Raw genomic sequence first — 16,367 nt, 5'->3', positions numbered from 1 at the left:
GAAGTGAAAATGCAATTGAGGGAGGGGTGTTCTTGAGGTCCGATTTACACATTCATACCTATGAATCTGACGGCTTGCTTTCGATAGAAGAGGTCATGAACCTTGCGCAGGCCAACAATGTTCAAACCATAGCTATTACGGACCATGAAAGTACCCAAGCAATCAACAAGGCTGAAAGTCTTGCCAAAGAACTAAATATTAAGATTATCCCTGGTGTGGAATTGTTAACCAGCTATCAAGGTCATGAAGTCCATTTACTTGGGTATTTTAAGACTATAAATCACCCAGTTCTACAAGATCGTCTGCAAGAAATTCGGGCACAACGGACTGCTTTAGCCTATGATATGGTGGAAAGTTTAAAAGGTGGCGGAATTTGTTTGGAATGGCAAGATGTTGAAAAGGAGGTCGGAGCCAAGGGAGCTGTAACCAAGGGACATATCATGAGGGCCATTTATCATCAGGAAAATGGTGGCAGTCAGAAAAATTGGCGAGAAATAGCTGCTCATTTTCGTCCAGGGGGGGTAGCCCATTTACCGTATTTAAACCACAGATTTGAGGATGCCGTTGATCTTATTTTTTCTTGCGGAGGACTTCCTGTAGTGGCTCATCCAGGACTGCTGTGGGATCCCCAGATGGTGTTCTCTCTCTTAGCCTATCGGCCTATTGGGCTAGAAGTGTATTATGGTTACTGGGAACGACAATCAGCACTTATTCAATACTATGCCGAAGTCGCCGATAAATTTGCTATCATAGCGACTGGTGGTAGTGACTATCATGGACCTTCAGGGTATGTAAAACTAGGGCAAATGGATGTGCCTTATGACAGTGTCCTTAAACTAAGATCTTACTTAACACTATAAATCTATTTTTCACTAAGGTTCCAGTAGACAGAAAGGAGCGAGTCCTTGGGTAGGAGAGTTTGGCTCGCATTTATTGCCGTACTTATCATCCTGATTGTGGGGGTAGTCGGACTTATATTAACGGAACATCTCAGTTTATCTAGAGCTATTTATCTCACAGTTCAGACGGTCACGACGGTAGGCTATGGAGATATTGAACCTCAAACTGAGGCTGGGCATGCCTTCTTGATTTTTCTGATGCTGAGCGGAGTCAGTGTTATGCTCTATTTTGCCGGACTTCTGATGGCCTTTCTGGTTGAAGGTCAATTAGCCGGGGTGTATTGGAGAAGAAAGATGAATAAGAAGATTGAACAACTACAAGATCATATCATTGTCTGTGGTGCAGGTCGTGTAGGCAGACAAGTCGTATATCGCCTTCGTAAAGAGGGGGCAAAATGCGTTGTAATAGAACAACGGGAAGATCTTGCTAGACAGCTCATTGAAGAAGGATTTTTAGTCATTAACAGTGATGCTACCCATGATGAAACCTTGATTAAGGCCTCCATTAATACGGCTAAGGGACTGATCTCAGCTCTCCCCGAGGATTCTTTAAATGTCTTTGTCACCTTAACTGCGAAAGGGTTAAATCCCAATATTCATGTGGTAGCTCGGATGGATCAGCCTGAGTCTGAAAAGAAGTTATTGCGGGCAGGTGCAGATAAAGTGATTTCTCCAGCAACTCTAGGAGGGTGGAGAATGGCGATGTCGATCCTAAAACCTATAAGTGTGGAATATCTGGAGACCGTGATTCATGATCATAACATTGAAATGGAAATGGTGGAGCTGAAAATTGATATTGGTTCGTGTTTAGTTGGCGAGACATTATTAACGAGCGGAATTAAACAGCAAACAGGTGCCATGGTTCTTGCGATTTTACGAGACAATCAGGTGATCAGTAATCCTGGTGCAAGCGAAGAAATATTGCATGGAGATCTGTTAATTGTATTAGGGTTAAGAGATCAGCTACATCGGTTAGAAAAACTTGCTGCAAATCTTATAACTTGCGAATCTTGATAATCGTAGGGGTGTTAGATTAAAAGGGGAAGTCTTGGGATAAAATACCCTCTAAGTGAAAGAGTAATAAGATTTTCATTGTGGAGGGAGAATTTATGCATAACTCACGAGCCGAAATAGACGTCCTTCGGGATATCAAAAACCTAATTCATACACATTTTGGGGAAAGTGGCCAAGGACTTCACGTTAAGGTAACCGGAGATCGGGCAATAATTTGGGGGACGGTTGATAGTCTGGTAGAAAAGGATTTTTTCGGAAGTCGAATCGGTCGAATTGATGGAGTAAGAGAATTAGATAATTCGCTTACAGTAGCCGATGACGGAACTATCAAGGATAAAGACATTGAAAAGGGCATCAATCAACGATTCCAAGGATCTAACTATATGGATGTTACGAAGTTAGGTTGTCGTGTAAGCAGAGGAATTGCCACCTTGCTAGGGCATGTGGAGACCCAAAGTACAGAGAGATTAGCGAAACGCTTAGCCTCCCAAGTTCGAGGAGTTAAAGAAGTACGCAGTGAGATTCAATTTTTAGAAAAGGCTGTGGACGATGCGACGTTAGTCAATCGTGTCGAAAATGCTTTGGTTGCTTCTCCTTGGGTCAATGCTCATGAGATTAGGACAGAAGCTCGAATGGGTCTAATTACGCTAAGCGGACTTGTGGATACTCAAGAAGAGATGGAATGGGCTGTAGAAACGGCTTATCAAGTACCCGGAGTAAAAGCAGTGGTCAGCGAAATATTTACTCGTCACCGTTCTCAAGGGGATGATTTGTGGTTAACTGAACAGTTAGTTTCCAAGCTCGGTCAACATCGCTTAAACTCCGGACAAATTAGAGCTTTTGTCAAAGATGGAATTGCTTTTCTGACTGGAGAAGTGTACTCTGAAGAAGATCGGGAAGGGGCTGGAAAACTAATTCAACATATCCCTGAAATTCGCGATGTTAATAATTCAATCAAAGTAGCAGCGCATTCTAGTAAGGGTTAACCCTTGATTAATAAGACCAAAAACCTACTGTCATTTACTGGTTTTTGGTCTTATTTAAGTTGATAACTCCTAATGAATTCTTTACAAAAAATGGTACTATAGGGAACTAAATATTATTTTATTACTCCGTTCACGTGATATAATGGGGTTTGTTTGTTAAAGAATGTTATAGACGGCTTGTACGAGTGCAACTTAATATGAGGAGGGCAAAAGTGGATCCGATAACACATGGCTTAATAGGAATTGCATTGAGTACCCTTTCGGGGCACACAATCCAACTGAATGATCCGATAATCTTAGGCTGCACATTAGGAGCCATGCTGCCTGACTTAGACATTATTACTCATATAAAAGGTCGTTTGAATTATTTATTAAAACACAGGGGAGCTAGTCATTCTCTGATTGCTTTAAGTGCTATGGCAGTAGGTCTGAGCACAATTTTGTATCTTATTTTCCCAACAACTTCATGGAAGACTGTTTTCTTTTGGACGATTCTCGGGACACTTTCTCATGGCATCATGGATTTATTGAATTCTTATGGAGCAGAGCTATTATGGCCTTTTTCACGCAAGAAAATTACGGCCGATATGATTATGTTGACGGATCCCGTCGTCTTAAGTTCTTTGCTGGTCTCCTTATTCATTGCTCTAAAACTCCCTGACTATGCGACAATCTCCTCATCTGCTGCGTTGCTATTTAGTGGGATCTATCTGGGCTATCGTCACTTAGGACGACTGAAGACACACGACCGTATAATGGGGATATATCATCTAAAGGATCGGAAGCAGGTTAAAGTGCTGCCCGCAATGTATCATCCTTTTACGTGGAACTTTATTCTCTTTCAAGGGGACAATGTGAGTTTTGGCATTATCCGCAATAAAATTCCTGCGATTTGTCGAGTTCTACCCAAGTTCGATGGAGAAAACCCATCACTTTCCAATGCGCTTGAAGGAAACCTAGCGGAAATATTTAGTCAATTTACACCTTATTATCATGTAATTCATCACTCTGGTGACCAAGAATGTAAGGTTGAATTTTTAGACTTACGCTATTGGGCCAAAGGAGATTTTATCTATACTGGCCATGTCTTTTTGAATGCTGACGGAGAAATTTCTCAAGAAATATTTCAGCCTTTACCTAATCGAGAGGGTGTCCTCGTAGGTTATTGATTTTAATCCCCTAAACCGTGACTGGTTAGGGGATTTTTGTAAGAAAAAATCTTTTGACATTCTTATAGCTCATCTACCATAATGAGTAGGAAGCTTGGAGGTGGTTTAGTGTGTCGAAAAGGAAGAAACGGTCAAATGCTTTTTGGCTTAAATTAATGAGTATCATTTTATTGACGATTTCGATTCTTGGCTTGCTGGGGACTTTTGGTTTGGCGATCGGAAAACATGTATATATCTTATTTGAGGTAATGTTAGGAAGTTTTACCTGGGCAGGCCCCATGATTTGTTTTGTATCTGCAATCTTGCTCTGGATTTATGCGGAGAGTTTAACGTCTGTGAGGTCTAGACGATCAGGTGTGTTATCTTCGGCAGATAAATCAAGAGTGCCTAAACGCAAAATGATTGAGAGTATGGATCAAAAGTCTAATCAAGCTCAAGACAAGGGCATTTCTCTACCTGCGGGGAAACTTGTAAGCATGAAGGGGTTTAATCAATATTTTTCTTCACCTGAATGGGTAGAAATGAAAGACATCAATCCCCAGAAAGCTGAGGAGATGGAGGGATTTGGCAAGGATTTCCCCTCGTATTTTGGGACAGGTGAGTCGCTTTATCCGAAGACCCCCTCTAAGCTAAAGAGTTTAAAAGGGTTGCATGATTATTTCGAGGAAGTTGACCAAGAGGAACGAATTGAACGATCAACCTTCCAGCAGGTGAGCTTTTCTCCTCAGGGATTAGCGAAAGAACCTCTTGCAAAACAATCTGGGTTTTCCACGGTGTTTAAGTCTCAAAGGGAACAAGAAGAATTCCTCTCTCGATATAAAACAGATGAGCATATTCTAGATCTGGAAATTCTCGATCAAGAAATTCTGGATCTAAAGACTGCGGATCTACAGGCAGTGGATCGAGAAACTGTGGATCAAGTAACTCTAGAACGAGCAACTTTGAATCATGAAACTCGGGATGAGGAAGAGTTCATGAAGGATGTACGTCTGACGGTCGATGAACTTGGAAAAATGCCTCAAACCCAAATTGCTGCGTGTTCAGAACCTATTTCTGAACTGACCTTGGCTACCGACTTAATCAATGATCAGGCGAAGATGGAAGACACGTTAAAAGCTCCTTATGCAGGGCAAGTAGCTCAACTAGTTGAACAAGTGATGAAAGACAAAGTTGAGGGAGTGAAAGTCCCTCAGGATGTGAAGAACGTTGATAGGGTCAATCACTGGAAGTTCCCAGATATTAACTTAATGGAGTCTATAATCCAGCGTGAAGTAATCCAAGATACTGAAACCCCAAAGCTACTTGAAAAGGTACTCCTTGATTTTGGAGTTAAAGCTAAGGTTATTAGGGTAACCCGAGGTCCCGTTATCACACGTTATGAATTAGCGCCAGCACCAGGTGTGAAGATTAGTAAAATTGTAAATCTCTCGGACGATATTGCCCTTGGGCTTGCCGCTCGGGATGTGCGTATTGAAGCTCCGATTCCCGGTAAAGCAGCAATCGGAATTGAAGTTCCTAATAAACACGCACGAGCTGTTCCGTTTCGTGAGGTGCTTGAGACAAAGAGCTTCGGAGAATATCCTTCTAAGCTTAAAGTCGCTCTAGGTAAAGATATCGCGGATCAGCCTATTATTGCTGATTTAGTTAAAATGCCCCATCTGCTCGTAGCGGGGGCAACTGGAGCAGGAAAAAGTGTTTGTATCACAACGATCATTAATTCTATTCTCTTTAATGCGACTCCTGATGAGGTAAAATTTCTGCTTGTCGATCCGAAAATGGTTGAACTTAGTCAGTATAATGGTATTCCTCACCTTTTAGCGCCTGTTGTCGTCGATCCTAAAAAAGCAGCAAGTGCTTTAAAATGGATCGTTAAAGAAATGGAAAATAGGTATGAACTATTTGCAGCTGCAGGTGTACGTGATATCGAACGCTATAATCACCTAAAAGGGGAGCCCTTAAGAACTAAACCTGCCTTGCCCTTGATTGTGGTAATTATCGATGAATTAGCCGACTTAATGATGGTTGCCCCGGGAGAAGTCGAAGAAGCTATTTGCCGATTAGCCCAAATGGCCCGGGCGGCAGGAATTCATTTGGTCATTGCCACGCAACGCCCATCGGTTGATGTCATCACTGGGGTGATTAAAGCCAATATACCCAGCCGGATTTCCTTTGCTGTTTCGTCTCAGATCGACTCCCGTACTATTCTTGATGCTACAGGCGCCGAGAAGCTCCTGGGACGAGGAGACATGCTTTATTCGCCACTGGGAGTGAATAAAGCGCTAAGGGTACAAGGCTGTTTAGTAACCGATGACGAAGTGCAACGAGTGATTAGGCATTGGAAAGGGTTAGGTAAACCGGAGTATCTAGACCCAGAACGGCTTTTTGAGGAAACCACGGTCAAAAATGAAGAGACTAATGGTGCGGATGATGCAGTGTTTATTGAGGCAGGACAGCTTTTTATTAGGACAGGCATGGCATCGGTATCCTTTCTCCAACGGCGCCTGAAATTAGGATACACTAGAGCGGCCAGGTTGATGGATATGCTCGAAGAACAAGGGGTGGTGGGAGGCTACGAAGGAAGTAAGCCTCGCCAGGTACTCTTAACCTTAGAAGAATTCAATGAACGGTTTGGATAATTGCGAAGCACGAAGCACGAAGCGCGAGGCACGAAACGCGATATTTAACCTTCGAGCCTCGAACATCGCGCATCAGGCCTAATGCCTCGATATAATAACTTCGAACATCGAATCTCACGTCTAACGCCTCACGAAACACTCTAACCATATGAATTGGTTAGAGTGTTTTTTTGCGATGTTTAAGCTTCGAACGTCGAACATCGAGCCTCGATTAATGGGTGTTTCTGTATTATGAATGAAGTGAGAGGAAATGGGAATAATGCATAAATAATGTTAAAAAATAGACGGAGACTGAAGAATGAAGTTTTATACGAGATCAATGACGAAGGATAAACCCTATAAAGATATTGTTTTAAATGGGGAAGATTTGCTTAGTCACGCCGAAGAGATTGCCCGCTTAAATGCTAGCCAAGGAACCAGATTTCCGAAACGAACGTTGTTACCTAGGGTTAAGCAAAATATGAGGTTCTTAGAGCAGGCTTACCGAGAAATTACGGATTATTCAACACGAACTCAAGATGTTGTACCCGCTACAGAATGGTTACTTGATAATTTTTATAGTTTGAAAGACCTGAGAGAGGAGATCCAAAGTAGTCTACCCGATAAATTTGAGCGTCAATTACCGCGCATTGCCAGTGGAGACTTTCAAGGATATCCGCGAATTTACGGGTTGCTGATTGAACTTATCGAGCATACGGATAGTCAATTGCGTATAGACACACTTAAAGCGTTTATCAACGCCTATCAGGTTCAAGTTCCTTTATCGAGCGGAGAACTATGGGCGATACCTATCATGTTGCGGATTATTCTTCTGGAAAACATTCGCAGGTTAACGGAACTCATTCTTTTTACCCAGGCGGAAAGAGAAGCTGCCGATCGGTGGGTTTTACCCCTTTTGGAGTCAGAACATCTTCCAGCAGAGTGGGAAGAACTATTACAATCTCTGGATCCTCAAGAGGAATATTCCTCAGCCTATGCGGAACAGATTCTAAAGCGCATGCGAGATCTCGGGGTAGATGTAGCACCACTTTTACAGTGGGTTGACCGGGTCGTTGCTAAACAAGATACAACCATCGAAGAATTAGCAAAACTTGAACGTCAACGTCAGACGACGTATCAGGTGTCAATGGGTCATGCAATTTTGAGTATTCATTTTATCACCGCCGAAGATTGGCCTCGTTTTTTCGAAGAGGTCAGTATGGTGGAACGAGTTTTTCAAAAGGATCCCAGTCGGGTTTATTGCGCTATGGATTTTCAGTCTCGAGACGCCTATCGCCATCGGGTGGAAAAAATTGCCCGACAATTTAAGATTTCAGAACTGGTCGTAGCTCGAAAAGTGCTCTCCAGAGCACAGAAGGCTCATGAGCTAGGTGAGACATTAGCGTCCCATGTTGGATATGACTTGATGGGGGCAGGGCGTGAAACCCTCGAACAGGAGTTGAAACAAGACTTTGGCAAACCACGCCATCTAGGGAGCGAGATTCGGCGAACGATTCAAAGGAAGCCAGTTCAATATTACTTTGGTAGCTTACTGATAGGAATTGCGACTCTTAGTGCTTGGGTTTTAACATATATCCATCAATCCAATCCAATTTCTGCGCTTGCTCCTGTTTTATGGCTAGGAGTTATAATTTGGGCTAGTAGTTTGGTAATTCCCTTTTTGAATTGGGTTACATCAAACTTCATTCAGCCAACCTTTCTGCCTAAATTAGAGTTGCGGGATGGAATTCCCGATCCCTTACGAACGATGGTTGCTGTTCCAACCCTTCTAACAAGTGTTGAGAGGGTTTATGAACTCATCAGTCAAATGGAAGTCTATTATCTTGCCAATCGAGATGCCAATTTGCATTTTGCTTTACTGGGCGATTTTTCAGATGCCCAGTCTGAGAATGTTCCAGGAGATGCGGAAATTATTGCCGCGGCAACGGCTGGAATCCAAAATTTGAACCAAAAATATGATCAAGGTAGATTTTATTTCTTTCATCGTAAGAGGATTTTTAATAACTCTGAAGACGTGTGGATGGGATGGGAGAGGAAACGTGGAAAACTCACGGAGTTTAACTGTCTCTTGCGTCAGGAAGGGGAAACGAGTTACGATATTCAAATTGGCGATCTTTCGATTCTGCCAACCTTTCATTATGTTATTACCCTGGATGCTGATACCCAATTACCACGTGGTACAGCTAAAAGGCTGATTGGCACGATGGCTCATCCTTTGCATGCACCCATCCTCAGTGAGGATGGAACTAGGGTGGATAAAGGCTACGCAATCCTTCAACCGCGGGTTGGAGTTTCCATTTTATGTGCAGGTGCTTCAAAATTTACACGGATTTTTTCGGGTAGAGTGGGAATTGATCCCTACACCACAGCAGTATCAGATATTTATCAAGACTTGTTTAGTGAAGGGATTTATACAGGAAAAGGAATCTATGATGTTAAGGTTTTCCATCAGGTGACGCATAAGGCCTTTCCGGAGAATACCATTCTCAGCCATGACTTGGTTGAAGGATTGTATGCTAGAACTGGACTTGTGACAGACATTGAGTTAGTCGATGGATATCCTGCTAACTATTTTTCCTATATTCGTCGGCTACACCGCTGGGTCAGAGGGGATTGGCAACTTTTACAGTGGTTATTTAAGCCTATCCCGCTTGTTTCACGCTGGAAGATTTTCGATAATTTGCGGAGAAGTATAGAAGCACCTGTACAACTATTGCTGCTTATCCTAGGGTTCACGGTTCTTGCTGGTGAGCCTTTAGTATGGGTAGGGCTAATTTCTTTAAGTTTGATCTGGCCAATGGTTTTTTCTATACTTAGTCGGCTTTTAGTAAAACGCGCTGAAAGAGGAAATGTGGGTCATGATCTTGTAAACATGGTAACTCAGTTTTTGCTACAGCTTGTTTTCTTTCCCTATCTAGCTATTATGATGCTAGATGCAATTACCCGTAGTCTATATCGGCAATTTATATCGCATAAATATTTGTTAGAATGGGAAACAGCAGCCGATACTGAGAAACGGTTAGGTGTCAACTATAAAACGGTGCTTTCAACGATGTGGCAGGTTATGCTCTTTGTATTGTTAGCCCTCTTAACCATCGTTCTAAATTACCCTGCCAAGTTTGAGCGCTTTATTCCGGTTGCGATTGTTTGGATCGTATCACCATGGATTGCTTTGCAGGTGAGTCTTCCCTTAAGACATAAGCGGGAGATACTAACGACTTCGGAACAGCTGGAGTTGCGTCGGTGGGGCAGAAAAATTTGGGCCTTTTTCGAAGAGTTTGTCTCTAGCGAAGATCACTGGCTGCCACCTGATAACGTTCAAATAGACCCTCCTAATGGTGTTGCCCATCGAACCTCCCCTACTAATATAGGTCTAGCTCTGTTAGCAAATTTAAGTGCTCGGGATTTTGGGTACATCCCGCTAGCCAAGGTGCATGAAAATATTGAGCATACTCTGGAAACCCTGGAGAGCTTAGAGCACTGGAGAGGGCATCTGTACAATTGGTATGATACTCAAACCCTTGTTCCGTTAGAGCCGCGTTATATATCAACGGTTGATAGCGGGAATTTTGTGCTCTATCTCTTGACCTTGAAATCTGGTCTTGCAGAGCTCCTAGAGAAGCCCTTGATCGATCTAAATTTTGTTCGCGGTCTTAAGGATACTTATAATCTGTTGCTTGAGGTCATCGATAAGGAGACTTATCCAGAACTTGAGGGATTTGAGAAGGCTCTTGATCAGCTTCTCAATTCAAATCAGGGATGGAGTTTAGCGAACTGGCTGAAGCTATTATCTTTATGGCCAGAGCTTTTTTTAACACCTGAATCACCCAAAGAAGGGGCTTACTGGGCCCAGCGAATGGATTCGATGGTTCGATCCTTTCGTCAAGATACGGAAGCAATCTACCCGTGGATTAAGAATACTGGAGATTTAGGCACCTTTCCGGATCTGAACGAACAGAGGTTCACAGATTTAAGTTTAACTGAACTTGCCAAGTACTATAATGGGATGCTAGAGGAAGATGGGTTTTCTCCAGAGAAAACGAGAATAATCCAACCTGCACTCCAGAAGATACAGGGTTATATTCAAGGGTCAGAGCAACTTCAACATCGTCTTGAGGAAATTTTTGTCGAGACAGATTTCAAGCCTTTGTTTGACGAAGCCCGCCAACTCTTTTCCATCGGTTATCGGGTTTCAGAAAGTATGCTTGATAAGTCCTATTACGACTTATTGGCTTCAGAAGCTCGTCAAGCAAGCTTTCTGGCAATTGCTAAAGGAGATGTGCCTCATAGTCATTGGTTCAAGCTGGGGCGTTCGCTGACCGTAGCCTTAGGAGAACGGAGTCTAGTTTCTTGGAGCGGGACAATGTTTGAATTCTTAATGCCACTCTTAGTAATGCGGAATTATGAGGGGACATTACTGGATGAAACCTATCATTCCGTTGTGGCTGTACAAAGGAAGTATGGCTTAGAGCACAATGTTCCCTGGGGTATTTCAGAATCAGGATTTCACGCCTTCGATCCTCAACTAAATTATCAATATAAAGCCTTCGGAGTTCCAGGATTGGGTCTAAAACGTGGCTTAATTCAGGATCTAGTCATTGCGCCTTATGCCAGCTTTTTGGCGCTCATGGTTTCTCCGCATGAAGCTTTGTCAAATATAACTGATATGGAACAAAAAGGTTTTGGGGGACGATACGGACTGTATGAAGCGATTGATTATACGAGTGAACGAGTTCCAGTTGGGCGGTCGTTTAAGTTAGTTCAGAGTTTTATGGCCCATCATCAAGGCATGAGTTTATTAGCGCTTGACAATGCCTTGCATGACAATGTCATGCAGCAACGCTTACATAATCAAGCGTTGATTCAAGCTACAGAACTTTTGTTGCAAGAACGTATTCCTGAATCAAGCATCATAATTCCTCAACCAGAAAACGAACAGACGAGGACAGAACGTAAAATTACAGGACCTGACCATGAAAAGAATCAGTTTATACTCATCGACTCTGTCAATAGCCCTATTCCCATCACTCACTGCATTTCGAACGGTCAGTATTCTGTCATGATGACGAATTCTGGGGCTGGATTCAGCCGATTCAAGAATATTTCTCTCTCCCGCTGGAGGGAGGACGTAACACGAGACCCTTGGGGGATGTTCTTCTATATTCAAAATTTAAATTCTGGTGATGTCTGGTCTGCCGCCTACCAGCCATGTCGAAATCCCGGCGACGACTACAAGGTGACCTATGCAGCGGATCAAGTAGAGTATTGCCGCAAGGATGGTAACATTACAACCCATACTGAAATCGTCGTTTCCCCTGAGGATCAAGCAGAAATGCGCCGAATTTCTCTGACAAATCACAGTAAATATGACAGAACCCTTGAAGTAACGAGTTATTTTGAGGTTGTTCTGGCAAGGTCCAGCGAAGATTTGGCGCATCCTGCGTTTAGTAATCTATTTATTCAGACTGAATTTACTCACGAGTCGTTATTAGCGTCTCGCAGGCCACGCAGCGATAAACAGACCCGTTTATGGCTGATGCATACAGTTGCGACCGAAGGAGAGCAGGTCGGTTCCCTACAATATGAAACTGACCGGATGCGCTTTATTGGACGGGGAAGAAACTTGGAGAACCCTCAAGCGTTGGATGCCAATCACCCGTTGTCGAATACAGTAGGCGCGGTGCTGGATCCCATGATGAGCCTTCGTCAGAGAGTCAAAATTGGTCCAGGGCAGACCGTAAGGGTCTCCTTTTCGGTTGGCTATGCGGAGAGTCGTCAGGAAATCATTCGGATTGCCGAAAAATACCGAGATCCTCTCTCTGTGAATCGAGCGTTTGAGCTGGCCTGGACCCACGGTAAAATGGAACTGCGGCATTTAAATCTGACGGCCGCTCAGGCCAACGAAAGTTTAAGCCTTGGAGGGCATTTGCTTTATCTTAGTCCTTGCCGCAGAGATGAGGCTGATTTCATTAAGCAAAATAGCAAAGGACAATCCTCTCTTTGGCCCTATGCTATTTCTGGAGATCTGCCGATCGTCCTGGTTCGAGTCAAGGAATTTGAACACTTAGATTTAGTGCGGCGACTTTTGACAATCCATGAGTATTGGAGACTCAAAGGGTTGTTTGCAGATTTAGTCATTCTCAATGAAGATCAAAGCGGATATGTACAAGCTTTCCAGGATAGCCTCCGAGATCTAATCTCCATGGGTCATGCTCGTGATCTCTTAAATCAGGCTGGCGGTGTCTTTCTACTCCAAAAAGACCATGTTCATGCAGAGGGTGTCGTGCTTCTATCGACTGTGGCAAGAATTGTATTCAATGGCGAGGGTGGATCTTGTACCGTTCAAATCCGCAAAAAAGGGAAGCTTATCAAGGATGTCGTGGATTCACAGCCGAGTCTTCAAGACCGTGCGCTCCTTGCTACCCAAGAGAGTATACAAGAACATCGTGAAGGGGCCATAGGACAGTTTTCCGAAGACTTGCTTTTTGCGAATGGATACGGTGGATTTAGCGAAGATGGTAAAGAGTATATTATTAGACTACAGGAAGGAATGAACACACCACTCCCTTGGCTTAATGTGATTGCCAATCCTGAGTTTGGCTTTCAAGTATCAGAAGTAGGTGCTGGCTATACCTGGTCCCAAAATAGTAGGGAGTATAAGCTGACTCCTTGGTCCAATGATCCGATTATGGATTATTCAGGTGAAGTTCTCTATTTACGTGACGAAGAAACTGGAGAATCGTGGTCAGTTACTGCCAATCCTAAACGCGGTAAAGGTGCTTATACCATACGGCATGGTCAGGGATACTCTATTTTTGAGCACCTTAGTCATGGCTTAAAACAAGCACTGCGGCTTTTTACTCCGATTGACGAATCGGTGAAGATTGTCGAATTATCGCTTACGAACATGATGAACTATACACAGCGCCTGAGCGCGATCTATTATGTTGAATGGGTGCTAGGAGTGGCTCGCGAGCATACTGCTCCGTATTTGGTGACAGATTACGACCGAGAGCGGAATTGTTTCTTTGCAGAAAATAGGTATCAAGAGGAGTATGCAGACCGGATAGGATTTTTGACTGTTTTTGGAGCGCCGGTGACTAGTTTTACGGGAGATCGTTCTGAATTTATTGGACGAAACAGAAGTTTGGCAGATCCTTTGGGTTTAGAGTTGGAACGACTATCTGAAACCGTGGGGGCTGGGCTTGATCCTTGTTCTGCTCTGCACCTGATTCTTTCCCTTTCTCCTGGCGAAAGCAAAACAATTACGTTTCTGCTGGGTGAAGCTGAAAATCGCCAAGCAGCTGAGGGGATCATGGCTTTCTATGGGCAATCCGAGAAAGCGGGTCAGGCCTTCGAGGAAGTGACAAACTACTGGAATAAGTTGCTAGGAACTGTTCAGGTATCTACGCCAGATATGTCCATGAATTTGCTTCTCAATCGGTGGTTACTCTATCAGACTGTCGTTTGCCGTTTATGGGCGCGTTCAGCGTTCTATCAATCAGGAGGTGCCTATGGTTTTAGGGATCAACTCCAAGATGTGATGGCCTTGGTTTATACGACTCCTCAAGCGACCCGTGAGCAAATTATTCTCCATTGTGGGCATCAGTTTATTGAAGGGGATGTGCAACATTGGTGGCACGCCAGCAAAGGAAAAGGAATCCGAACTAAATTTTCCGATGATTTGTTATGGTTACCTTTTGTAACTGCTCACTATATCGAACGCACCGGAGATGAGGAAATTCTTAAAGAGGTGAAGGGATTCCTTGAAGACGGGCCTCTGAAAGACGACGAGGATGAACGATATTCGATTCCGCAGTTCTCCCAGGAACAGGGTAGTGTATATGAGCATTGTATCCGGGCGATTGAAAGAGGATTGCGTTTTGGAGAACATGGGCTACCCCTCATCGGTTCTGGAGACTGGAATGATGGATTCAGTCAAATAGGGACTAAAGGGAAAGGGGAGAGCGTATGGTTGGGGTGGTTCTTGTACCTAACATTAATACGCTTTGCGGCAGTATGCGATCGTCATCATGATTTGGAGCGAGGTATAAGATACCGTCGTATAGCCGAGGAACTGCAAAATAATATGGAATTGCATGGTTGGGATGGCGGATGGTATCGGCGGGCTTATTTCGATGATGGCTCAATCTTAGGCTCTTCTCGAAATCAAGAATGTCAAATTGATGCCATTGCTCAGTCTTGGTCGGTGCTTTCTGGGGCAGCAAAACCCACCCGGGCCCAAGATGCCATGTTGGCCTTAGAACACTATTTATGGCGTAAAGAAGATGGTATTCTTCTCTTACTAACTCCGCCTTTTGATAAATTCTTACCGGACCCCGGCTATATTAAAGGGTATGTTCCTGGGGTGAGGGAGAACGGTGGACAGTATACCCATGGAGCCGCTTGGGCAATTATGGCTTACACAAGTTTAGGAGAAGGGGACAAGGCAGGAGAATTGTTTCAGATGTTAAGCCCCATTAATCATGCCCGTACCGAACACGAAGTTAATCGCTACAAAGTTGAACCCTATGTTATGGCAGCTGATGTCTATGCTATCTATCCACATGTAGGCCGAGGAGGATGGACGTGGTATACTGGAGCAGCTGGATGGATGTATCAGGCAGGGCTAGAAGGAATATTAGGGTTTACCCGTCAAGGGGAGAAGCTGATCCTAAAACCTTGTATTCCAAGTCGCTGGACGGGTTATAGTCTAACTTATCAATATCAATCGACTAAGTATGAGATTAGCGTTGAAAATCCTAAAGCTAAGATGACAGGGTGCGAAACTATTACCTTAGATGGTGACGCGTTAGAGGAACCTGTCATAGTCCTGAAGGACGACGGTCTAGTACATACGGTTCGTTTAGTATTATAATGGACTTTAAAGAGAGTCCACAAGGACGACCTTTGCCTGCTATTCAAGGGGAAAGGATGAAGAGAATGGATTTTTATCGCGCTCTGGCGGAACATTACGATGAAGTATTCCCGTTAAAGGGACCTCAGAAAGCATTTTTGCACGATTATTTAAAGCAAGAATCTCTAACCTCAGTCTTAGATATTGGCTGTGGTACTGGAACATTTGCCTTAGAACTAAGTCAGCTAGGTGCCCAAGTGCATGGTGTGGACTTAAGTGCTGAAATGATTGAGATTTCTCAAAGCAAGGCACAGGAGGCTAGAAGTACTGCCACCTTCTCAGTAGCGGATATGCTGGACCTCAGTGGGATAAAGCAACAGTTTGGGGGAATTGTTTGCTTAGGTAATACCTTAGCTCACGTGTCTGGAGAATTCGAGCTCAAACAGGTTTTGGCTCAATTTCGGGAAAAGGGAACTCACTTGTTAGTACAAATCGTGAACTACGATCGAATTTTAGCTAAACAGGTTACTGAACTCCCCATTATTCGCACTAAGAATCTAATATTCTCTCGATTTTACAAGCATCGCCCGGATGGTATTGAGTTTTCTATGAGCATCGAATTTCCAGACACAAGTCAGATTGTATCTGGGGTTAACCTTCTCTACCCCATAAAAAGTGATATGCTTAGAAATGCCTTGCTCGAGAGTGGTTGGAAAATTGAAGAGCAGTGGGGAAACTTTGAAAAAGCACCGTGGACTGACGATTCTCCAGCAACCATAGTATCGGCAATAGTTACCTAAGGGTAA

At 43.6% G+C, this 16,367-nt stretch carries 7 protein-coding genes; all 7 read left to right on the top strand.

What is annotated here, in order from left to right; all coding sequences use genetic code 11:
• Window positions 1–32: 32 nt before the first annotated feature.
• The 7 genes from ACYQ3Q_RS02555 to ACYQ3Q_RS02525 all read left to right on the top strand — a co-directional run bounded on the left by ACYQ3Q_RS02555 (window position 33) and on the right by ACYQ3Q_RS02525 (window position 16,361).
• Window positions 33–860, top strand: coding sequence for a PHP domain-containing protein (locus tag ACYQ3Q_RS02555; protein WP_459927090.1), 828 nt, complete (start codon window positions 33–35; stop codon window positions 858–860).
• 45 nt (window positions 861–905) lie between these two features.
• Window positions 906–1,913, top strand: coding sequence for a potassium channel family protein (locus ACYQ3Q_RS02550; RefSeq protein ID WP_459927089.1), 1,008 nt, complete (start codon window positions 906–908; stop codon window positions 1,911–1,913).
• 95 nt (window positions 1,914–2,008) lie between these two features.
• Window positions 2,009–2,899, top strand: a complete 891-nt coding sequence (locus tag ACYQ3Q_RS02545; protein WP_459927088.1) for a BON domain-containing protein — start codon at window positions 2,009–2,011, stop codon at window positions 2,897–2,899.
• A 197-nt stretch (window positions 2,900–3,096) separates the two neighbouring features.
• Window positions 3,097–4,068 (top strand): metal-dependent hydrolase, encoded by a 972-nt coding sequence (locus ACYQ3Q_RS02540; protein WP_459927087.1) that lies wholly within the window; start codon window positions 3,097–3,099, stop codon window positions 4,066–4,068.
• Between the two features lie 110 nt (window positions 4,069–4,178).
• Window positions 4,179–6,704: a DNA translocase FtsK gene (locus ACYQ3Q_RS02535; protein WP_459927086.1), complete on the top strand. Its 2,526-nt coding sequence runs from the start codon at window positions 4,179–4,181 to the stop codon at window positions 6,702–6,704.
• A 298-nt stretch (window positions 6,705–7,002) separates the two neighbouring features.
• Window positions 7,003–15,582 (top strand): GH36-type glycosyl hydrolase domain-containing protein, encoded by an 8,580-nt coding sequence (locus tag ACYQ3Q_RS02530; RefSeq protein WP_459927085.1) that lies wholly within the window; start codon window positions 7,003–7,005, stop codon window positions 15,580–15,582.
• A gap of 65 nt (window positions 15,583–15,647) precedes the next feature.
• Window positions 15,648–16,361, top strand: a complete 714-nt coding sequence (locus ACYQ3Q_RS02525; RefSeq protein ID WP_459927084.1) for a class I SAM-dependent methyltransferase — start codon at window positions 15,648–15,650, stop codon at window positions 16,359–16,361.
• The last annotated feature ends 6 nt before the right edge of the window (window positions 16,362–16,367 follow it).

The sequence above is a fragment of the Desulfosporosinus burensis genome (assembly GCF_054657535.1).
Note: the sequence above shows the minus strand (reverse complement) of the source record. Positions and strands in the feature narration are given on the sequence as shown.

Bases quoted from the DNA above. Each gene is read 5' to 3' on its own strand.
- ACYQ3Q_RS02530 (WP_459927085.1), top strand. From the start codon at position 7,003: ATGAAGTTTTATACGAGATCAATGACGAAGGATAAACCCTATAAAGAT.
- ACYQ3Q_RS02525 (WP_459927084.1), top strand. From the start codon at position 15,648: ATGGATTTTTATCGCGCTCTGGCGGAACATTACGATGAAGTATTCCCG.
- ACYQ3Q_RS02545 (WP_459927088.1), top strand. From the start codon at position 2,009: ATGCATAACTCACGAGCCGAAATAGACGTCCTTCGGGATATCAAAAAC.
- ACYQ3Q_RS02540 (WP_459927087.1), top strand. From the start codon at position 3,097: ATGAGGAGGGCAAAAGTGGATCCGATAACACATGGCTTAATAGGAATT.